Raw genomic sequence first — 21,167 nt, forward strand, 5'->3', positions numbered from 1 at the left:
AAAACTGCGCCTTATACTTTTAATTAGATAGTTAAGAAGTTTCCAGTCATAGGAAATAGTCTACCAATCAATAGGAATCCCGCAGACCAAGTTTCTTGATCAATGTCTGATAGCGTTCCTGATCTTTTCTTTTCAGGTATTTTAACAGTTTTCGGCGCTTGTTTACCAACTCCTGCAAACCACGGCGCGAATGAAAATCCTTTTTGTTCGTTTTAAAATGTTCCGTAAGATATTGAATTCTGCCGGTCATCAATGAAACCTGAACTTCCGGAGAGCCGGTATCTTTATCAGCTCGTTGGTAATCATTCACGATTTCTGCTTTTTGTGCGCTCGTTAGCGACATTGTTCACTCCTGAAAATAAGCCAAGTGTTTTTTTATAAAGGGGAGCATTCTACCAAGGCAACTTCCCATACACAAGTATTAGTTAATAATTTGTGCAATAATTCTTGGGCGCGTGAACACAGGCAATATCCTTGCCATCAAACACTTCCAACCGAAAGTGCCTGTTCACTGAGTAAACGTTTTACTCGTAGTTCTCCGGATTGTTCCAGCCATCCCAAACCCACGAAACGACCGGCTCGATCATATAACCGTAAGCAACTCGAATTATCGTCTGTCCCCACATTTGAAAAATCAACCGATTTTCCCTGCCTTAACCGTACCAGTTCGGGATCTTCCAGACTCACATGAGGCAAAGAAGCAACCGCCGTGTCCATAGGTAAAAGATAGCGATGAAGTTCCTCAGGCGTTTTTCCCTGAAGTTCTTCCGGACTATACATTTCGTGCCTGGCATAATCGGACGTATGGAGTCTGTGCAATTGGATAACATGGGCTCCGACACCCAAAAGTTCGCCAATATCCTCCACCAGGTTGCGTATATAAGTGCCTTTGCTGCACGTCACCCTGATCTTGAAACGCAGGCCGTCAAAGGATAACAACTGAAGTTCTTTAATAAAAATAGTTCGGGGCTCGCGCTCAATGTCGATGCCGGCGCGCGCGTATTTATATAAAGGTGTTCCTTGATGTTTTAACGCCGAATACATGGAAGGAATTTGTCGGTGAGAACCGAGAAACTGCCGCATAGCCGCCAATAATTCCAGTTCATCTATTCGGACGTGCTCGACACGGCTCACCACATCGCCCATAGAATCACTTGTGGTTGTTTTGACACCCAAAAGCCCTGTAGCCTCGTAGGTCTTTTCAGAATCCAGTACATATTGACAAAATTTGGTGGCCTCACCAAAACAAACCGGCAACATGCCGGTAGCCAACGGGTCAAGGCTGCCGGTATGTCCCGCCTTACGGGCGCTATATATTCTTTTAACCTGCTGCAGCACCGCATTTGAAGAGCGTCCCTGGGGTTTGTTAACCAGCAAGATTCCATTCACTGCTTCCTGGTGATTAGTCTTGCTCATCTTCTTTGTCAGGGTTTGCCTCTTCAATCAGTTTACTGAGTCTCCGTCCATATTCGATCGATTCATCATAGACAAAATGAAGCTGGGGAACCGTCCGTAACTTTATCGAACGGGCAAGTGCCGTACGTAGATAACTGGCCGCCTTGTTCAGTATGTCTGCCGTTTCCTGGGGATTTTCGTCAAAAACCGTAAAATATATTTTGGCATAGCTTAAATCACCGGAGACCTTTGCCCCGGAAATGGTTACAAAGTTTGGCAGGCGCGGATCCTTTATTTCAAGTGGTATGATTTGCGCCAACTTTCTTTGCAACATTTCAGCTATACGATCGGTACGCTTGAATTCATTACTCATAATACTCGCTTGATTTCAACGGTTTCAAAAACTTCAATAAGATCACCTGGTTTGACATCATTGTAATTTTTAACACCAATACCACACTCAAAGCCCTGACGTACTTCCAGAACATCATCTTTAAAACGGCGTAAAGACTCAAGGGTTCCCTCGTAAATAACAATATTATCTCTAAGAACACGGATAGGGTTATTACGCTTGATGGAACCTTCCGTCACCATACATCCGGCAATCGCACCCAGTTTCGGAGAACGGAATACATCACGAACTTCGGCGATACCGATGATCTCTTCCTTGAATTGCGGCGATAACATGCCGGTCAAAGCCCCTTTCACCTGATCCACAATGTCGTAAATAACACTGTAATAATGCAACGCAACCGACTCCTGCTCGGCCAGACGTTTCGCAGCCCCGTCGGCCCTGACGTTAAAACCAATAAGAATGGCGTTGGACGCGATGGCCAGGTGCACATCCGATTCCGTAATGCCACCAACGCCGCTGGCGATCATTTCAACCTTGGCTTCATCGGTCGACAGTTTCACCAACGCATCGGCAATGGCTTCAAGCGACCCCTGAACGTCCGCTTTTAATACAACATTCAGAACTTTCGCATCCGTACTTGCCATGTTGTCAAAAATGCCTTCCAGAGACGTTTTTTGTCGTCTGGCCAATTTAACATCCCGAAATTTGCCCTGTCTGAATAACGCCACTTCTCTGGCTTTTTTCTCATCAGGAACAACAACCGCCTCATCTCCGGCATGGGGAATGGCAGAAAGTCCCAGAACCTCTACTGGAATGGATGGACCTGCGCTGTCCACATGGGTACCGTTATCACTAACCAGCGCCCGGACACGGCCATACTGAAACCCGGCCAGCAGAATATCGCCTTTTCGCAATGTGCCGCTTTGCACGAGAACCGTTGCCACAGGACCACGTCCCTTATCGAGTCTTGATTCGATAACAACACCTTTGGCAGCGCCATCCGTATAGGCTGTAAGTTCGAGGAACTCCGCCTGCAGCAGCACGGCATCGAGTAACCCGTCCACACCGGATCCGGTTTTGGCTGAAATATTTACAAACATGGTATCGCCGCCCCAGGCTTCCGGGATTACCTCATAGCCGGACAGCTCGTTCATGACGCGCTCCGGATCCGCGTCAGGCTTATCCATTTTATTAACCGCCACAATAATTGGCACGTTGGCAGCCTTGGCATGTTGAACCGCCTCGATGGTTTGCGGCTTAACGCCATCATCTGCGGCAACAATCAGAATAACAATATCCGTTGCCTGAGCACCGCGCGCTCTCATAGCGGTAAACGCGGCGTGTCCCGGAGTATCCAGGAAAGTTATTTCCCCTTTGGGCGTTGAAACATGATACGCACCGATATGCTGCGTAATTCCGCCAGCCTCACCTGCAGCTACTTTGGTTGTGCGAATATAATCGAGTAAGGAGGTTTTTCCGTGATCCACATGCCCCATAATGGTCACAACCGGCGCACGTGATTCGGAATGACTTCCCTTGCTGATCACCTCACCCAACGTTTCTTCCACGGCGTCTTCTTTCAAAGGTCGAGCCTTGTGTCCCATTTCCTCAACGACAATAACCGCAGTGTCCTGATCGATAACCTGATTGATGGTAGCCATGGCTCCCAGTCCCATCATGCTTTTAATGACTTCAGCCGCTTTAACGGACATCCGTTTGGCCAGATCTGCTACGGTAATGGTTTCCGGAATCAGTACTTCCTTGATCATCGGCGACGTAGGCATGGCAAATCCATGGGTTAAAGCGTCTTCAGCCTCGCGATATTTATCGGATTTTTCATTAAGTTTGCGTTTTTTAGGCCTGGGCCTTTTGTGGCGACCATGAAGATTTTCTTCATCCTCGGTCGCGGGAGCGGCGTATTTGCTTTTTTTCTTGCCTTTTTTAAATTCTTGTCTCTCGGAATCAAACTCGCTTTCTTCAGGCTTGGAGGGGTGACGTTTTTTTACAGCACGCCCCTCTTTTTCCTTAGCGTCTTCCGTTTCGGAAGGTTTTGATTCCTCAGTCACAGCAACGTTCTCGCTTTCTGGCGATACGGCCGCTTCGGGCTGAACTTCCTCGCTGCCCGTTTCAGCAATTTCTTCCTGCAGCGCTTCAACAGGTTGTTGCATGTCGCCTTCCGCTTCCTCGGAAATTTCCGGCGCCAAACCCTCTTCGGAAATATTTTTTTCCTCGGAAGACGGTATCTGCTCATCCAAATCCTGTTCCGCTTCCTCATGCTGTTCAAGTAACGAGCTTCTTTTTACATAAGTTCGTTTCTTGCGCACTTCCACGTTCACCGTTTTACCACTGTGCGCATCATGACCGACCGTGACCTGGGTCAGGCTTTTGCGTTTTAGTGTAATTCGCTCGGGTGCCGCTCCTGTATCGCGACCGGCATTACCTTTCAGATGATTAAGCAAAATGAGTTTCTGCTCTTCATTAACCGTTTGTTCATCATCGTTAAAAGACAATCCCGCTTCCTGCAACTGGTTCAATAAGCGCTCAACGGGGATTCCCACCACTTGAGCCAACTGTTTAACCGTTACATCCGCCATATTCATATCCCCTTTCAGCAATTCATTGAGAAATCGCTCTTGTTCAAATACTTTTACCGTCAATAAAAACTAATACAACCCGGATTTCACACACCCGAATCGTGTTGACAATTCTTTTTGCAAACCTTACATAACGCCTGGCCGTGTGTCTATCCTTAATATCTACATGCTCACCTGATACCAGGTTCAGGTCATGCTATACCCGGATTAGAAAACCTTGCACAAACGTCTTTAACTATTTCTTGCCGTTATTATCCCCGCATTAAACCAGAACAAAGCATTTTTAGACAATGTTATTGTTATGAAACACCCGCCCAATAGCAAATTTATTTAGCTAAACCAGGGCTCGCGCGCTTTCATAATCAGAGCACCTGCTTTCTCCTCGGTCATACCTGGAATATCAAGCAGTTCATCGACAGATTGCTCGGCCAATTCCTCTACCGTAGTAACCCCTTTCGCAGCCAGGTTCACAGCCATTGTTTTAGTCATTCCCTCCATAGCCAACAACTCCTCGGACGGTGTACCTGACAGACTCTGTCCGGAAGCCAGCGCCTGGGTCAACAGGGTATCGTTAGCTCTATTGCGCAATTCTTCCACAATTTCCTCATCGAATTCTTCAATAGCCAATAATTCCTCTTTAGGTACATAGGCTATTTCTTCCAGGGAAGAAAAACCATTCGCTACGAGGAGTGCGGCAATTTCTTCATCCATTTCCAACGCGGTTGTAAAAAGGTTGATGGTCTTCAATGATTCTTCCTGGCTTTTGCTATTGAATTCTTCTACCGTCATGACATTCAATGTCCAGCCCGTCAACTGGCTGGCCAGGCGAACATTTTGTCCACTACGACCGATGGCTTGCGATAACTGATCTTTTTGTACCGCCAAATCCATAGTATGGCTGTCTTCGTCCACGACAATTGAAGTGATATCGGCCGGCGCCATGGCGTTAATCACCAATTGAGCCGGATTATCATCCCAAAGAATAATATCCACACGCTCGCCGCCCAGCTCACTGGAAACAGCCTGAACCCTCGCACCACGCATGCCCACACAGGCCCCCACAGGATCGATACGTCCGTCATTGGTTTTCACGGCTATTTTGGCGCGATTACCCGGCTCACGCGCGGCGGCTTTGACATCAATGACATTTTCCCCTATTTCAGGGACTTCAATACGAAAAAGCTCGATCAACATTTCATTGCGGATCCGGCTGACAAACAATTGCGGCCCACGCGCTTGCGGAGTAATTTCATACAGATAGGCACGTACCCTGTCATTAGGTCTGAACATTTCGTTAGGCAACATTTCGTGGCGGGGTAAAAAAGCTTCCGCCTTACCGCCCAAATCAATGATAACATTGTCGCGCGTTACTTTTTTAACGGTGCCATAGATCAATTGGCCAAGTTTGGATTTAAATTGATCGACCACTTGTTGACGTTCCGCTTCGCGTACCTTCTGCATAATCACTTGTCGGGCCGTCTGCGCCGCAATCCGCCCAAACGCGACAGACGGTACAGGCTCTTCAATACGTCCGCCCACTTCAATTGAGGGGGAACGTTCCCTGGCCTGAGTTATACCCATTTGCAGATCAGGAAATTCTATCTCGTCGTCTTCAACGATATCCCAATAGCGGAATGTCTCATATTCACCGGTTTTCGGATCCATTTTGACACGAACGCCAATTTCCTTGTCGGATAATTTGCGAGTGGCCGACTCAAGAGCCGCCTGGATAGCCTGCAGCACAACGTCTTTACTAACCCCTTTTTCGTTGGATAATGCCTCAGCAACTAATAACAATTCTTTGCTCATTGTTCGCCTCACTCGCCTTTCAAATTTGCTTTCACAATATGGGATAATGGCACGTCAAATTCTGTGTCATTAATAGCCAAAACCACGGTGTCATCTTTTACTGACACAATTTTTGCAGCCGGGTTACGGCTGCCGTTAACCGGTTTATAGAGCTTGATTTTTATTTCCTCACCGATGTATCGCTCGTAATGCTCTTTGAGAAACAACGGCCTTGGAATGCCCGGAGAAGATACCTCAAGACTGTAATTACCGGGGATGGGATCTTCCACATCCAGTAATGCGCTTACCTGTTTGCTAACCAGCTCACAATCAGCAATCCCTATGCCCTCTTGCTTATCAATATAAACACGCAACAGCGAATGACGCCCCTGAGACAGATATTCACAGCCCCAAAGCTCGTATCCCAGACTCTGCACCAATGGCTTCAATAATTGCTGTATATCTAATTTAATCATAGCCCACTCTTTAATATCGCCGACCCTGATACACACCCTCCGGAGATGGCCTGCTTAAATACTTTGGCCGACCCGTCATTGAGTAAACTGGTTATTCCGAACTTCTAAATTCTGAATTTCAGGAAGATTGTTATCATTTCAAGGTTGACTTGCCTATCAGTATCCAGGCTACCAGTCAAACTATCCTGAAAACACGCCAGATATGGGTAACCTCTTTTCAAGGATAATAAAAAACCCCATAAATGGGGCTTTTAATAAATTGGTAGCGGGGGCAGGATTTGAACCTACGACCTTCGGGTTATGAGCCCGACGAGCTACCAGGCTGCTCCACCCCGCATCAACTGAGGGCAAGTATACTCAGACTTGCCTGGTATGGCAAGTCTTTTTTACGTTGTTAGCCTTATGCAAAGGCGTTAATACACGCATTGATCAACGAGGTGGGGAAAAGTCCCAAATATAGTAATGACAAACAGTTCAGTGAAAAGACAATTTGGGAAGAATAACTTATTGTCATAGGCGTGCTGTCCTTCGCGTCATCGAAATACATAACCTTGATAACACGAATATAATAATAGGCGCCTACGACCGCAAAAAGCAGACCTAACACCGCGACCCAGGTTAGATGTACGTCAACCAACGCTTTTAGGACAAGCAGCTTGGCAAAAAATCCCACCGTCGGCGGCACACCGGCCATGGAAAACAAAACGATCATCATCATAAACGCCATCCAGGGATTACGTTTGCTTAATCCTTTTAAGTCTTCGATGTTTTCTATTTCCATACCTTGTGACGATAACAAGATCACCAGACCGAACGCACCAAGAGTCATGACGGAGTAAATAAGAACGTAATAAAGTGCCGCCGCATAACCTGCTTCATTGGCGGCCAGTATCCCAAACAACGCGTAACCGATATGTGAAATCGCCGAATAGGCAAACAATCTTTTTATGTTACTCTGGGCAACGGCAAACAAATTACCAAGCCCGGTTGACAGCAAGGCCATCACTAAAATAAGTAACTGCCACTGTGCCGTGATATCTACAAGCCCAAGGGTCAGCAAGCGCAATGCCATACCAATAGCCGCTATTTTGGGGCCCGCACTTAGAAACAGGGTTACGGACGTCGGTGCACCCTGATAGACATCCGGTGCCCACATATGAAAAGGCATGGATGCCAGTTTGAATCCGACTCCGGCCATGATAAAGACCAGCGCAAACGATAATAACGCATCCTGTTCCTGCCAATTGGCAGCTATCGCGTTTGCGATATCAAGCAAATCAAGCTTACCGGTAGCACCATAAAGCAAAGACATGCCGTATAGCAGCATACCGGATGCTATGGCGCCCATCACAAAATATTTCATCGCGGCTTCAGACGCGTCACTGTTGGTTCGACGAATGGCGGTCATTGCGTAAAGCGGCAGTGACAGCAACTCCAGTCCGAGATAGACAGTTAGCAGGGAATGGGCGGAAACAAGCACCATCATACCCAGAGTCGAAAACAATCCCAGAATATAATAGTCGCCGGAAGGCATTTGTCTATCATTGATATACTGACGTGAATAGACAAAACTCACCATGGCGCTTAGCACTATAAATATGTTCATCAGTTGCGCGATATCATCGCTGATAAAGAGTCCGCTAAAAATGATGGATTTATAACTGCCCAGCAAAAGAAAGCTGGCTATTCCGCTTAGGCCCAGTCCTATTAACGACAAGGTAAACGCAATATTTTTGCAGGAATCCTTTAAAAACAAATCGCCGAGCAAAGCCAAACAGGCCGTTATCAGCAGGATTATTTCCGGTAAAGCCACATGAATGTTATCGAGCAATGACGTCATGACAATTTAACCTTGCGAATTATAGTTTTGATTTATCAGCCTGTGCCAATGTATGGCTTACGGTTTGATGCACATATTCCAGCATGGGCTTGGGATAGACACCCATTGCAACCACCATCAGAGCCAACAGGGCATAAGCGCTGATTTCGAAGCCGGAAAGATCTTTTAACGTGCCTATTTTCGGATTAGTCACCGGTCCGAAAATAACCCGCTTGTACATCCATAAAGTATAAGCCGCCCCAATAATCAAGGTCGTTCCAGCCCAGAATGCTATCCAGAAATTAGCTTTAATACTGCCAAGAATAACCATAAACTCACCGACAAATCCGGACGTGCCTGGCAACCCCGCGTTAGCCATTGCAAACAACATAAAAAACGAGGCGAAAATAGGCATACTATGAACCAGTCCGCCAAAATCACTCACCTGGCGTGTGTGCATGCGATCATAAATAAAGCCAACGCCGGCAAACATTCCGCTTGATACGAAAGCATGCGAGATCATCACAACAATAGCCCCTTCAAGCACCAGACCCGCATTTTGCAAGCCGGCACGCTCGGCAACCGCAAAGATCGCAAAACAGCCTATTGTGACAAAACCCATATGGGAAATGGAGGAATAGGCAATAAGCCGCTTCATATCCTGCTGAATGATAGCCACCAGACCAATATAAACCACCGCGATCAGCGAGAGAACAATCATAATATCGGCGTAGTGTTTGCAGGCATCTGGGACAATAGGCAGAGCAAAGCGGATGAACCCGTAAGCCCCCAGCTTGAGCAGTACGGCAGCCAGTACAATGGATCCGCCGGCTGGTGCTTCCGTATGCGCATCCGGTAACCAGGTATGAACCGGGAACATGGGAATTTTAATAGCGAATCCAAGAAAAAAGGCTATAAAAATCAATGTTTGCGCTGTCATCCCAAGTTTAAGCGCGTAAAACGTCTCTATTTTGAAGGAACCGGCGACATACCCCATATATAAAAAAGAGGCGAGCATTAATACCGATCCTAGAAAGGTATAAAGGAAAAATTTGATGGCGGCATAAACCCGGTTGGATGATCCCCAGATACCAATGATCAGATACATCGGGATCAAAGTCGCCTCCCAGAAAATATAGAACACAATGGCGTCCGTAGCGGCAAAAACACCTACCAGAAATCCCTGCATGATCAAAAAAGCGGCCATGTATTGCGCCACACGTTTTTCAATACTGTTCCATGTTGCCAGAATGACAATTAAGTTGGTAAAAATACTGAGTACTATCAACAGCAGCGATAAACCATCCACACCCAGGCTATAATTAATGCCCAATATCGACATCCAGGGGATGTCTTCAATATACTGCATACTGTAGGTATTGACATCGAAGCCCGAGACCAGCGGGATACAGGCAATCAGCGTCAGCAATATGGTAAACAGGGCTAGAAAACGTGACACATTGGGATTTTTATCATCACCGGTAAGGAATACAAACACGCCTCCAATAATCGGCAACCAGATCAATAAATTGAGCAAATGATGCATACCTTCACCTTAATTATCAGCCTAACAGCAACCAGCATAAGAAAACAAACAAACCTATCACCATGACCGTAGCATAATGATAAAGATAACCACTTTGGATATTGCGGCCTTTGGCTGCAAACCATCTTACCGTCCGACCGGCTCCGTTGACGACCAGACCGTCAATTAATTTCCGATCACCGACATTGTAGAAAAAACGCCCCAGCATTTTGGTGGACGGAACAATAATATACTCGTTAAACGCATCAAACCCGTATTTGTTGAGTAAAATACGGTAAACCCATGAAAATGCACCGGCCAGCTTCGCGGGAATGGCAGGAAAGACAATATAGCATAACCAGGTGATAACAACGCCGGCCAGAGTTATCCAGAATGTTATGGATCCGGGGGCACGTAACACATCCTGCAGGGGAGAGTGTACTTCCTTGCCAAGCTCTGCCAAAACATTGTGATCAGGTAAAACAAAGAATGATTTTCCTAATAGTGTCGGCACATCATACAACATGGGCATATACATGATATAGCCGAGAATCACCGAAGGAATAGCCAATAACACCAGTGGAACCCAGACAACAGCAGGTGATTCCTTGACATGCTCCCAGGTATGCCTGTCCATTCTCGGAGTGCCGTGGAAGGTCATAAACAGAGAGCGAAACGTGTAAATCGCCGTCACCATAGCACCTGCGGCCACACAAAAATACGCGTAACCGCTGCCTGGCATCGTGGATTCCCCGACTGCTTCAATAATTGTGTCTTTTGAAAAGAAACCGGCGAAGGGAGGTATGGCGCATAACGCGAGCCCTCCGATTAGATAAGTGATGTAGGTCACCGGCATTTTTCGCCATAATCCACCCATTTTACGCATATCCTGCTCATGGTGCATACCAATGATGACCGACCCCGCGCCCAAAAACAGCAAGGCCTTGAAGCAGGCGTGAGTCGTAAGATGAAATATACCGGCACTATAGGCGGACGCTCCCATGGCAGCCATCATGTAACCGAGTTGCGACAAGGTTGAATAGGCGATGACCCGTTTGATATCGTTCATGACAATACCAAGAATCCCGGTAAACAATGCACCGGTAGCACCAATAACCAACACAACGGTTAACGCGGTATTGGAGTACTCCATCAATGGCGATATGCGACCGATCATGAAAACACCGGCCGTTACCATGGTTGCGGCGTGAATCAATGCGGAAATCGGAGTAGGACCCTCCATGGACTCCGGCAACCAGACATGCAACGGGATCTGCGCCGACTTACCCATGGCTCCCACAAACAGCAACAAACTGATGACGGTGATCAAGGACCAGGGATGACCTGAAAACAGGGTGATTGTTTGCTGATTCAACGCGGAGGCTTGATTAAATACGGTTTCATAATCCAGGCTGCCGGTGTAAGCCAGGACGAGCCCGATACCAAGGACAAAACCGAAATCTCCGACCCGGTTCACTAAAAACGCCTTTAAACTGCCCTGCAGAGCAGATTCCTTGCTATACCAGAAGCCGATAAGAAAATAGGAAACCAGACCGACACCTTCCCAACCAAAAAACAATTGCAGGAAATTGTTGGCCGTCACCAGCATCAGCATCATGAAAGTAAACAAGGATATATAGCTGAAAAACCGCTGGTACCCGTCGTCGTCAACCATATAACCGATACTGTAGATATGCACCAGCAGTGATACAAAGGTCACAACCAGCATCATCAAGGAGGTTAGGGGATCAACCAAAAATCCCACATGAAAGGCGTAGGGGAAGAATAGTCCTCCGCTTGCCCATGTGTAGAGATTGAAATTAATGACTTCATGACCACCGCCAATAACCGCAAATGCTATAAAAACCGAGATGAAAAAAGAAATGGCAACCCCGGCTATCGTCACGGAATGCGCGCCAATCCGTCCAATCTGGTTCCGAAAAAAACCGGCAATGATTGAACTGACCAGAGGGGCAAAGACAATTATAAGACAAAGTTGTTGAATGCTCACGTTGTTAACCTTTTAAATGATTCATCTTATCCACATCGATATTACCCCGATTACGATAGAGCAACACCACAATTGCCAGACCAATGGCAGCTTCCGCTGCCGCAACCGTCAAAATAAAAAATACGAAAATATTACCTGTAATATCGCCATAATAATGCGAAAAAGCGACAAAATTTGTATTTACGGCAAGCAACATAAGTTCGATGCAAACCAGTAAAAGGATCACATTCTTACGGTTTATCAAAATTCCAACCAGACTAAGGCCGAACAGCATGGCCGTTAAAACAAGATAATGATTTACGGGTATCATGGTTATTCCTAACGATTATTTTTCCGATTTCAGTTTAATCAGCTCAATACGGTCGGAGCGTTGCGTCATAATCTGATTTTTAATATTCTGCCGCTTTGAGCGTACAATATTTCTATGAGCCAATGTAATGGCGGAAATGATTGCCACAAGCAACAGAACCGCGGCCAGCTCCAGAGCAAATACATAATCGGTATAAAGAACCATACCAATTTGTTCCGTATTAGATAGTTTCGGAATTTCCTCTTCCGTATCCGCCACATTAATAATTTCTTCATTAGACTGGCTGACGCTTGCTGATTTCTCTACGCTGACGTTAAAGACTCCTTCAGGCAGAGCGACAAGCAACAACCCGGTTAGTAAAGCCACCAATATCAACCCGAACGGGAGATAGCGGATAAAATGGGTTCGCATTGATTCCGTATCGATGTTGAGCATCATGACTACAAAGAGAAACAGCGTCATAACCGCGCCAACATACACCAGCACCAGGATTAATGCCAGAAACTCGGCTTCCACAAATATCCATAATGCGGCGCTGGCGAAAAACGTCAATACAAGAAACAACACGCAGCGCACCGGATTATTCTGGGTAATCACCATCAAGGCGGAGCCCAGTGCCAACGCGGCAAACGCGTAAAAAATTATTTGTGAAAAAAGCTCATGCATCTCGCACCTCGTTAGCGGTAATCTTTATCTGCCGCCCTGTCTGCGGCCAGTCTTTTTTCCATTAGGTCGCCCACAGCCAAAAGTTTTTCTTTTGTCATGATGTTTTGACCCCGTTCACTGATATGGTAATGATGGATGGGAGTCACCACGATTGAATCAACCGGGCAGGACTCTTCACACAAACCGCAGTTGATGCATTTAAACATATCAATATCGTAACGGGTTGTCCGTCTCGTGCCGTCATCACGCACATGGGATTCAATGGTTATTGCAAGAGCGGGACAGACCGCTTCACATAATTTACAGGCAATACACCGTTCCTCGCCGTTAGGGTATCGACGTAAAGCCAGTAATCCGCGGAATCGGGGGGACAAAGGAGTCTGCTCTTCCGGAAACTGTACTGTAATTTTTTTCTTAAAAAAATATTTCAGCGTTACACCGAGACCAGCCAGCAGTTCCAGGAACAGGAAACTTTTAATGTAATGCTTGATGTATCTGTATGCTTTTTTCATTCGTCAGCTCAGTTGCTCGTTAAAACCATGGTTTCAATTGAGTAACAACCATCAGGGCCGTTACAAACAACCAGACTATGGTCACGGGGATCAATACTTTCCAGCCCAGGCGCATCAGTTGATCATAACGATAGCGCGGAAAAGTAGCGCGAATCCACAAATATACAAAGAGAAAGAAAGAAACTTTTAATAATAGCCAGACAAACCCTGGCACTACAAAGAAAATGCTCTCAAGCAGAGGAATTCCTTCAAACGGAGACAACCATCCGCCCATGAACAATAGTGCAATAATAGTTGAGATGAGAATCATGCTCGCGTATTCGGAGAGAAAGAAGAGGGCAAACCCTATACCCGCATATTCCACATGAAATCCCGCGACAATTTCCGATTCCCCTTCGGCCAGATCGAAAGGGGCTCTGTTTGTTTCCGCAATGCCTGCTATCCAAAAAACAAAAAACAGGGGCATTAAGGGAATAAACCACCAATGCAGCAAACCACCCTGTTGTGAACGAACAATTTCAGTTAAATTCATGCTTCCAGCGGCCAGCAACACACCGACCAGCGCAAAACCCATGGCAATTTCATAGGACACGGTTTGAGCAGCGCTGCGCAAGGCGCCAAACATGGCGTATTTCGAGTTGGATGCCCAACCGGCGATTAATACGCCGTAAACACCCAGTGAACTCATGGCAAACAGGTATAAAACCCCCGCGTTAAGATTGCTTAATACGACGCCTTCGGAAAAGGGTATAACCGCCCATCCGACCAGGGAGGGAGCCAGGGCAAACAATGGCGCGATAATAAACAAGTATTTATTGGATCGGGCTGGCAGGACAAGCTCTTTACTGATCAGCTTGATTAAATCAGCAAATGGCTGCAACAAACCCTTGATGCCGACCCGATTTGGCCCGATTCGTATCTGCATGTAACCAATGACTTTACGCTCGGCATAGGTAAGATAAGCGACGCCAATCAGCAACGGAACCACGATGACAATTATTTTTATAACAATCCACAACAAAATGCCTATTTCATGTAGCATATTCTTACCCGCCTAGCGCTTGATAGTGATTGCAGCAAAGGAATGGCCGAGGTCAACGGTTTCCGGCATCGCGTTGGCTACCCATACGACATCACGTGGCACACGTTCATCTCGTTTCAGCGGCAATGTTATCTCAATATCTCCCTGAGATACAGTAGCGACCTCACCTAATTTCAATCGATTTGCCGTTTCAGGGTGAACTCTGATACAGGCACTGTCAGTAGCCGCACAGGTTTGTAATGCCTGAGCATTACGAACGATGGCGTCACTCCGGTACAAAGGCCACTCGCCCACTCGAACCAGTTGCTGATTATGGAAAGGCAATGATTCCGGATAAAAAGGCTGATATTTCCTGTCGGCCGTCATATCCACTATTCCTTTTATTTCCATCAGCACATCTTCAGAAGACAGATAGTCAAAATCCTTGCACTGAAGAAGATTCCCGAGAACCCGTAGAATCTTCCATGCCGGACGGGATTCCCCAAAAGGAGTGTAGGCACCCGTCACCGTTTGCCACCGTCCATCGACATTGATGTAGGTTCCGGAGGTTTCAGCGTACGGTGCCATAGGCAGAATAACATCGGCGTAGTCCAGCATGGATTCCTGCCTGAACGCGGAAACCAGAACAACGAATTCCGCAGCCAGCATGGATTGTCTTGCGCTAAACGGGTTGGCAAAATCATAACCCGGTTCTGCGGCAAGTAAAAAATAACCTTTCAGTTTCGCATCCAGCGCCGACTGGACATCCAGGCCAGACTGTTTCACATCCTTACCTGCCACGGTGCGGTGAGGCAACATGCCGGCAAGAGAGGCACCATTCGCGTTGGCACCTGAAGTCAGGCGAAGGGTACGAACCTGACTCGTTGTCTCAATAACATTGACAAGAGTACGAAGTAACGCCGCATCGGGATGGTTGTCACAAATGGCACCTGTCACAATGACCGCATGCTTCGCCTGCCGCAGGCCATCAGCTATTTTTTGGGACGCTTCGTCTACTTTCAAACCTACCAGGAGACGTTGTACTTCTTCAGGTAGCCGTTTGCTATCGTCGATCATGGCCAAAGCTATCCTGGCTAATGTGATAGCCATATCCTGAGGTGACGTAACGGCTTTTTCCTTCACATCAAAATGAAACTCGTAATCAACCGGATTCACGGCATAGATATCAGCGCCATTGCGAAACGCCTTTCTCACCCGAACGCCTGCCAGCGGTACTTCTCTGTGAATGTTGCACCCTAACAGCAAAACAGCATTCTGATGTTCCAGATCAGCATAGGTCAGTGAATTGGCAATCAGGGCCGGCAAACCATCCTGATCACGAAAATCGATTTGCTGTAAACGATGGTCGAGGTTATTGACTCCCAGTTCCCGCATCAGTCTCTGCAATAAATACAATTCCTCCAGTGTCGAGGACGAAGAGGCAAATGCGGCAAATTGCTCGGGACCATGCTGTTTAATGACTTTACTTATGCCGTCAGCGGTAAATTTCAGTGCTTCCGCCCAATCGACGGTGTGCCATTGACCTTCTTTTTTAATCATAGGCTGAGCGGCACGGGCTTCACTTTTAAGTCCCAGGTAACTGAATCTGTCGCGATCAGACAGCCAGGTTTCATTGATTGCTTCATTTTCCCTGGGTACGGCACGCATCAACTGGTTACGCCGTACGTGCAGAAAAACATTGGAACCAAGGCAATCATGCGGAGCCAGGCTGTCATGCTGCGTCAACTCCCAGGCACGGGCGGTAAAACGAAACGGTTTGGAAGTCAGGGCGCCGACGGGACACAAATCGATAACATTACCGGAAACCTCGGACACGATGCTGTGTTTGACATAAGTGCCTATCTGCATATGTTCGCCGCGGCCTGTTGCCCCAAGTTCACGTAAACCGGCGACTTCATCACCAAAACGAACACAACGTGTGCAATGAATACAACGAGTCATTTCAGTAGCAATCAACGGCCCCAAATCATCGTCTTCAACGGCGCGTTTGGTATCAATATATTCAGAGGCATCCTCTCCAAAACCCATAGAGATGTCCTGCAACTCACATTCCCCACCCTGATCACAGATCGGGCAATCCAGAGGATGGTTGATCAGCAGAAACTCCATGACCGCCTGCTGGGAGCGCAATGCTTCGGCCGATCGGGTATACACCTTCATGCCATCCGTGATAGGGGTGGCACAGGCGGGTACCGGCTTTCTGCCGTTTTCAATTTCCACCAGACACATCCGGCAATTGGCAGCCACAGAAAGTTTTTTATGGTAGCAAAAACGAGGAATATAAATATTTTCCGCATCGGCAACCTCGATGATCATTTTGCCATTTTCAACTTCAAATGTTTTCCCGTCGATTTCAATGGTAGGCATTGTCTAAACCTTCTCAATTATGCTGCAACGATCGAGCGTTTGTGCTTAATAAAATATTCAAATTCATGGTAAAAATGTTTTACAAAACTTTGAACGGGCCAGGCCGCAGCCTCACCCAATGCACAAATAGTGCGTCCATCAATTTTGTTGGCAACGTTCACCAGTTTATCCACATCACCAGGCTCGCCATGACCTTCTTTAATACGATGGATTAAGCGCACCATCCAACCTGTCCCTTCCCGGCAAGGCGTGCATTGTCCACAGGATTCATCCATATAAAATTCTGAAATCCTGTAAAGCGCATCCACCATACAGGTGGTTTCATCCATAACGATAACCGCACCGGAGCCCAGTCCGGAACCGGCTTTCTGTATGCTGTCATAATCCATATCGAGTTCCATCATGACATCGCCCGGCAAAATACGCATTGATGATCCGCCGGGAATCACCGCTTTGATGCGATTACCGTCACGCATGCCGCCAGCCAGCTCCAGAAGCGTTTTAAAAGGCGTACCAAGTGGTATTTCAAAATTACCCGGTTTATTGACATGCCCGCTGACTGAAAAGCATTTGGTACCGCCGTTATTGGGTTTACCCAGCTTCAGGAACCATTCCCCGCCTTTTTCCATAATCACCGGAACGGAGGCAAAGGTTTCGGTATTGTTTATGGTGGTCGGCTTGCCATACAATCCGTAATTGGCAGGAAACGGCGGTTTAAAGCGCGGCAATCCTTTCTTGCCTTCCAGTGAATTCAGCAACGCGGTTTCTTCACCGCATATATAGGCTCCTGCACCAAGATGATTATGCAGATCGAAATCAATGCCGGTACCCATAATATTTTTGCCCAGCAATCCTTCCTGATAAGCTTCCTTGAGAGCCTGCTCCATACGTACGAAAGGCTCCCAGAATTCACCGCGGATGTAATTATAGCCAACCGTTGAGCCTGTTACGTAACCGGCGATAACCATACCTTCAATTAACTGGTGCGGGTTGTTACGCAATATTTCCCGGTCTTTGCAAGTACCGGGTTCCCCTTCATCCGAATTGCAGACGATATATTTCTGGACAGGAGCATTGCGATTCATAAAGCTCCATTTCAGTCCCGTAGGAAAGCCGGCACCACCTCTCCCGCGCAAGGCCGATGTTTTAATCTCCTCAATTATTTGCTCAGGCGGTGTTTTTTCCTTAAGAATACGGCGCCACGCACTATATCCGCCAACACTCAGATAGGATTCCAGTGACCAGGGCTCCTTGAGGTGGAATGTACGGTAGCAAACTAAATTTTGTGCAACCATGGTACCATTTTTAGCGTTCATTGGTACTGCTCCAGAACATGATCAATTTTTTCAGCATTCAGATTTTCATGGTAATCTTTATCCACTTGCATCATTGGAGCATTCACGCACGCTCCGAGACATTCAACCGATCTCAGGGTAAAACGGCCATCCTCCGTTGTTTCCCCCAATTTAATGCCCAGTTTGTTTTCCAGTCCTTTAACAATTTCTGCGGAACCGACCAGCTTGCAGGATATATTGGTGCATACATTGATCAGATGCCTGCCTATAGGCTTATGTTCATACATGGTGTAGAACGTGGCGGCTTCGTACACGGCGATAGGCGGCATTTCAAGATAATCCGCTACGGCATCCATCAACTCTGTAGATAAATACCCATGTTGCTCCTGAACCAGACGTAACGCGCTTAATACGGCCGATTGCTTCTGATCCGGAGGATATTTGGCAATCCATTCGTCAATTTCACTGATTCGTTCGGCTGATATCAGTTGACAAAGTAATTTAGCTGAATTCTCAGACATGCTTTCTAACCTTAAATTCGTTTACCCTGACAGGTGTTGTTTTTCATTTTTTAACGGTCAATTTCACCAAATACAATATCCTGACTCGCAAGTATGGCCACCCCGTCCGCCAGCATATGGCCACGGACCATGTCATCATAACCGGAAAGATGGGCAAAACCGGGAGCCCGTATTTTTAACCGGTAAGGCTTGTTGGCCCCATCGGATACAAGGTAAATGCCAAACTCTCCCTTGGGCGCCTCAACCGCAGCATATACTTCTCCGCGCGGCAAACAGAACCCTTCGGTAAAGAGTTTAAAATGATGAATCAAAGCTTCCATATCATGTTTCATTTCCTCGCGCCGGGGAGGTGTGATTTTATGATCCTGAAAATGCACGGACCCCGGATTTTTACGTAACCATTCCACGCATTGTCTGATAATCCGGTTCGATTGTCTCATTTCCTCAACACGAACCAGGTAGCGGTCGTAGCAATCGCCGGTTTTACCCACAGGGATATCAAAATCCATTTTGTCGTAAGCCGCATAGGGTTGTTTTTTTCGTAAATCCCATGCTACGCCGGAACCTCTTAGCATAGGACCGGTAAACCCTCGTTGCAATGCTTCTTCCGGTGAAACAACACCAATGTCAATATTTCGTTGTTTCCAGATGCGGTTATCCGTCAACAGCGTTTCATACTCGTCAACCCGTTTCGGAAAACGTTCCGTAAACGCCCAGATAAAATCAAGAAGATTACCCTGGCGATCCGCATTCATCTTGTCCACTTCCCGTTCGTTATGCCAACGTGACGGCTTGTATTGGGGCATGGTGGCAGGTAAATCACGAGCAACGCCGCCAGGACGATAATAAGTGGCGTGCATACGGGCTCCGGATACCGCTTCATACACATCGAATAAATCTTCACGCTCCCGGAAGCAATAAAGAAATACCGTCATGGCGCCGATATCCAGCGCACAAGCACCCAGCCACAGCAAATGGTTGAGAATTCGGGTGATTTCATCAAACATGGTACGGATATACTGCGCTCTTATCGGCGGTTCAATGCCCAGTAATTTTTCCATGGCATTAACATACGCATGTTCATTACACATCATGGAGACGTAATCCAGTCGATCCATGTAGCCAATGCTTTGCAGATAAGGTTTGGTTTCAGCCAGTTTCTCCGTGGCTCGGTGAAGCAGACCGATATGGGGATCGGCTCGAACTATCGTTTCACCTTCCAGTTCCATAACAAGCCGCAACACACCATGTGCGGCAGGGTGCTGGGGCCCAAAATTAAGGGTATAATTTTTTAGTTCAATCATCGTTTGCTCCCTTGGGCATATCAAGGTAGCGATTATCATTTCGAATTACCTTGGGTACCAGAACTCTTGGCTCAATATCAACCGGCTCATATATGACCTTTTGCAGATGCGCGTCGTAACGCATTTCAACATGACCACTGATGGGAAAATCCTTGCGGAAGGGATGACCGATAAAACCATAATCCGTCAAAATACGTCTGAGATCCGGATGATCTTCAAAGAGAATACCATACAAATCATAAGCTTCCCGTTCGAACCAGTCAGCCACTTTCCAGATATTATGGGCCGAGGGAATAATCAGGTGGTTTTCATCGAGAAATACCTTGACGCGCACACGCTGATTTCTGACGGTAGATAACAAATGATAAACGACGGCAAAACGCGGCTTGTCAAAAACAAACGCCCTGGACTCCTGAGCCTCTACCCCGCGCGAAAATCCGCTTTCAGTGGAGGATTCCGTTTCCCAGTCGTAAATACCGTATTGCAGGTAATCGACCGCGCAGAGGTCAATAAGCTGATCAAAAGCGAAATCCTCGTGGACTCTCAGTTGCTGTAACACGTTTTTGATAGAATCACGTCCGCATTCCACAGTGATTTCATCGTGCGCCACCTGGACAGATAGTATCTTGTCCTGCAATTCCTTGTTAATTTTTTCAGCCAAATTCTCAAGTTTAGTCATGAATAATTACCTGTGCCGGTTTATACTTCAATAACAGGTTTTCGCCTGATTTTATTTTGTAATTGAATAATACCGTATAAAAGAGCCTCGGCCGTAGGCGGGCAACCCGGTACATAAACATCCACCGGGACGATGCGATCACACCCTCTCACAACGGAATAGGAATAGTGGTAGTAACCGCCGCCATTGGCGCACGATCCCATGGAGATCACCCATCTTGGTTCCGGCATTTGATCGTATACGCGGCGCAAGGCGGGGGCCATTTTATTGCATAAGGTTCCGGCAACGATCATGACGTCGGACTGACGGGGACTGGGTCTGAAAATAATTCCAAAACGATCCAGATCATAACGCGCGGCACCAACGTGCATCATTTCGACGGCACAGCAAGCCAATCCAAACGTCATCGGCCACATCGAGCCGCTGCGCGCCCAACCGGCCAGCTTCTCTACCGTGGTTGTGACAAAGCCATTTTTCTGCAATTCTGCGACAGCCATAGCAAGCCTCT

18 protein-coding genes, 1 tRNA gene and 2 pseudogenes are annotated in these 21,167 nt (G+C 47.0%); all 21 read right to left on the reverse strand.

The annotated features are described in order from the left end of the window. Window positions 1–67: 67 nt before the first annotated feature. Window positions 68–343, reverse strand: a complete 276-nt coding sequence (gene rpsO / locus CKW05_RS14230) for a 30S ribosomal protein S15 (RefSeq protein ID WP_058482821.1) — start codon at window positions 341–343, stop codon at window positions 68–70. Between the two features lie 137 nt (window positions 344–480). After that, window positions 481–1,416, reverse strand: coding sequence for a tRNA pseudouridine(55) synthase TruB (truB, locus tag CKW05_RS14235; RefSeq protein WP_058482822.1), 936 nt, complete (start codon window positions 1,414–1,416; stop codon window positions 481–483). Next, window positions 1,403–1,768, reverse strand: coding sequence for a 30S ribosome-binding factor RbfA (rbfA, locus tag CKW05_RS14240; protein WP_058482823.1), 366 nt, complete (start codon window positions 1,766–1,768; stop codon window positions 1,403–1,405). Before rbfA ends, truB begins: the two co-directional genes overlap by 14 nt. Then, a pseudogene (gene infB, locus CKW05_RS14245) lies at window positions 1,765–3,909 on the reverse strand (translation initiation factor IF-2); the annotation flags it as partial. The pseudogene infB and the gene rbfA, both read right to left, overlap by 4 nt. A gap of 107 nt (window positions 3,910–4,016) precedes the next feature. Continuing rightward, window positions 4,017–4,344: pseudogene (locus CKW05_RS15640) on the reverse strand (translation initiation factor IF-2 associated domain-containing protein); the annotation flags it as partial. A 330-nt stretch (window positions 4,345–4,674) separates the two neighbouring features. After that, entirely contained in the window at window positions 4,675–6,153 is a 1,479-nt protein-coding gene (gene nusA, locus CKW05_RS14250) for a transcription termination factor NusA (RefSeq protein ID WP_058482824.1), read from the reverse strand. 8 nt (window positions 6,154–6,161) lie between these two features. Then, window positions 6,162–6,608, reverse strand: coding sequence for a ribosome maturation factor RimP (gene rimP / locus CKW05_RS14255; RefSeq protein WP_058482825.1), 447 nt, complete (start codon window positions 6,606–6,608; stop codon window positions 6,162–6,164). Between the two features lie 260 nt (window positions 6,609–6,868). Beyond that, window positions 6,869–6,945 (reverse strand) — tRNA-Met (locus tag CKW05_RS14260). Window positions 6,946–7,008: 63 nt separating this feature from the next. Beyond that, window positions 7,009–8,448, reverse strand: a complete 1,440-nt coding sequence (gene nuoN / locus CKW05_RS14265; RefSeq protein WP_058482826.1) for an NADH-quinone oxidoreductase subunit NuoN — start codon at window positions 8,446–8,448, stop codon at window positions 7,009–7,011. A gap of 19 nt (window positions 8,449–8,467) precedes the next feature. Further along, a complete protein-coding gene (locus CKW05_RS14270; protein ID WP_058482827.1) occupies window positions 8,468–9,973 on the reverse strand; it encodes a complex I subunit 4 family protein in 1,506 nt (501 codons plus the stop codon). A gap of 16 nt (window positions 9,974–9,989) precedes the next feature. Further along, window positions 9,990–11,963: an NADH-quinone oxidoreductase subunit L gene (gene nuoL, locus CKW05_RS14275; RefSeq protein WP_058482828.1), complete on the reverse strand. Its 1,974-nt coding sequence runs from the start codon at window positions 11,961–11,963 to the stop codon at window positions 9,990–9,992. A 4-nt stretch (window positions 11,964–11,967) separates the two neighbouring features. Beyond that, a complete protein-coding gene (nuoK, locus tag CKW05_RS14280; RefSeq protein WP_058482829.1) occupies window positions 11,968–12,273 on the reverse strand; it encodes an NADH-quinone oxidoreductase subunit NuoK in 306 nt (101 codons plus the stop codon). Between the two features lie 15 nt (window positions 12,274–12,288). Further along, entirely contained in the window at window positions 12,289–12,939 is a 651-nt protein-coding gene (locus CKW05_RS14285; protein ID WP_058482830.1) for an NADH-quinone oxidoreductase subunit J, read from the reverse strand. 11 nt (window positions 12,940–12,950) lie between these two features. Further along, window positions 12,951–13,451 carry an NADH-quinone oxidoreductase subunit NuoI gene (gene nuoI / locus CKW05_RS14290; protein WP_058482831.1) on the reverse strand — a complete coding sequence of 167 codons (501 nt, stop codon included), beginning with the start codon at window positions 13,449–13,451 and terminating at the stop codon, window positions 12,951–12,953. 19 nt (window positions 13,452–13,470) lie between these two features. After that, on the reverse strand, window positions 13,471–14,493 hold the full coding sequence (gene nuoH, locus CKW05_RS14295; RefSeq protein WP_058482832.1) for an NADH-quinone oxidoreductase subunit NuoH: 1,023 nt from the start codon (window positions 14,491–14,493) through the stop codon (window positions 13,471–13,473). 12 nt (window positions 14,494–14,505) lie between these two features. Next, on the reverse strand, window positions 14,506–16,860 hold the full coding sequence (gene nuoG / locus CKW05_RS14300; protein ID WP_058482833.1) for an NADH-quinone oxidoreductase subunit NuoG: 2,355 nt from the start codon (window positions 16,858–16,860) through the stop codon (window positions 14,506–14,508). 17 nt (window positions 16,861–16,877) lie between these two features. Continuing rightward, entirely contained in the window at window positions 16,878–18,155 is a 1,278-nt protein-coding gene (nuoF, locus tag CKW05_RS14305) for an NADH-quinone oxidoreductase subunit NuoF (RefSeq protein ID WP_058483000.1), read from the reverse strand. Between the two features lie 17 nt (window positions 18,156–18,172). After that, complete coding sequence (nuoE, locus tag CKW05_RS14310; RefSeq protein WP_058482834.1) at window positions 18,173–18,676, reverse strand: NADH-quinone oxidoreductase subunit NuoE; 504 nt, start codon at window positions 18,674–18,676, stop codon at window positions 18,173–18,175. A gap of 50 nt (window positions 18,677–18,726) precedes the next feature. Then, window positions 18,727–19,980, reverse strand: coding sequence for an NADH-quinone oxidoreductase subunit D (locus CKW05_RS14315; RefSeq protein WP_058482835.1), 1,254 nt, complete (start codon window positions 19,978–19,980; stop codon window positions 18,727–18,729). Further along, on the reverse strand, window positions 19,973–20,659 hold the full coding sequence (locus tag CKW05_RS14320) for an NADH-quinone oxidoreductase subunit C (protein WP_058482836.1): 687 nt from the start codon (window positions 20,657–20,659) through the stop codon (window positions 19,973–19,975). The genes CKW05_RS14315 and CKW05_RS14320 overlap by 8 nt, the downstream gene beginning before the upstream one ends. 20 nt (window positions 20,660–20,679) lie before the next feature. Next, entirely contained in the window at window positions 20,680–21,156 is a 477-nt protein-coding gene (locus tag CKW05_RS14325) for a NuoB/complex I 20 kDa subunit family protein (RefSeq protein ID WP_058482837.1), read from the reverse strand. Window positions 21,157–21,167 lie beyond the last annotated feature (11 nt).

Origin of the sequence: Legionella spiritensis (assembly GCF_900186965.1) — a bacterium.
GTDB lineage: Bacteria > Pseudomonadota > Gammaproteobacteria > Legionellales > Legionellaceae > Legionella_C > Legionella_C spiritensis.

Coding starts and splice junctions, on each gene's coding strand:
- nuoI (WP_058482831.1), bottom strand. CDS start 13,451: ATGAAAAAAGCATACAGATACATCAAGCATTACATTAAAAGTTTCCTG.
- nuoF (WP_058483000.1), bottom strand. CDS start 18,155: ATGGTTGCACAAAATTTAGTTTGCTACCGTACATTCCACCTCAAGGAG.
- nuoG (WP_058482833.1), bottom strand. CDS start 16,860: ATGCCTACCATTGAAATCGACGGGAAAACATTTGAAGTTGAAAATGGC.
- rbfA (WP_058482823.1), bottom strand. CDS start 1,768: ATGAGTAATGAATTCAAGCGTACCGATCGTATAGCTGAAATGTTGCAA.
- nuoE (WP_058482834.1), bottom strand. CDS start 18,676: ATGTCTGAGAATTCAGCTAAATTACTTTGTCAACTGATATCAGCCGAA.
- nusA (WP_058482824.1), bottom strand. CDS start 6,153: ATGAGCAAAGAATTGTTATTAGTTGCTGAGGCATTATCCAACGAAAAA.
- CKW05_RS14320 (WP_058482836.1), bottom strand. CDS start 20,659: ATGACTAAACTTGAGAATTTGGCTGAAAAAATTAACAAGGAATTGCAG.
- truB (WP_058482822.1), bottom strand. CDS start 1,416: ATGAGCAAGACTAATCACCAGGAAGCAGTGAATGGAATCTTGCTGGTT.
- nuoK (WP_058482829.1), bottom strand. CDS start 12,273: ATGATACCCGTAAATCATTATCTTGTTTTAACGGCCATGCTGTTCGGC.
- CKW05_RS14315 (WP_058482835.1), bottom strand. CDS start 19,980: ATGATTGAACTAAAAAATTATACCCTTAATTTTGGGCCCCAGCACCCT.
- rimP (WP_058482825.1), bottom strand. CDS start 6,608: ATGATTAAATTAGATATACAGCAATTATTGAAGCCATTGGTGCAGAGT.
- CKW05_RS14270 (WP_058482827.1), bottom strand. CDS start 9,973: ATGCATCATTTGCTCAATTTATTGATCTGGTTGCCGATTATTGGAGGC.
- CKW05_RS14325 (WP_058482837.1), bottom strand. CDS start 21,156: ATGGCTGTCGCAGAATTGCAGAAAAATGGCTTTGTCACAACCACGGTA.
- nuoH (WP_058482832.1), bottom strand. CDS start 14,493: ATGCTACATGAAATAGGCATTTTGTTGTGGATTGTTATAAAAATAATT.
- nuoN (WP_058482826.1), bottom strand. CDS start 8,448: ATGACGTCATTGCTCGATAACATTCATGTGGCTTTACCGGAAATAATC.
- rpsO (WP_058482821.1), bottom strand. CDS start 343: ATGTCGCTAACGAGCGCACAAAAAGCAGAAATCGTGAATGATTACCAA.
- CKW05_RS14285 (WP_058482830.1), bottom strand. CDS start 12,939: ATGCATGAGCTTTTTTCACAAATAATTTTTTACGCGTTTGCCGCGTTG.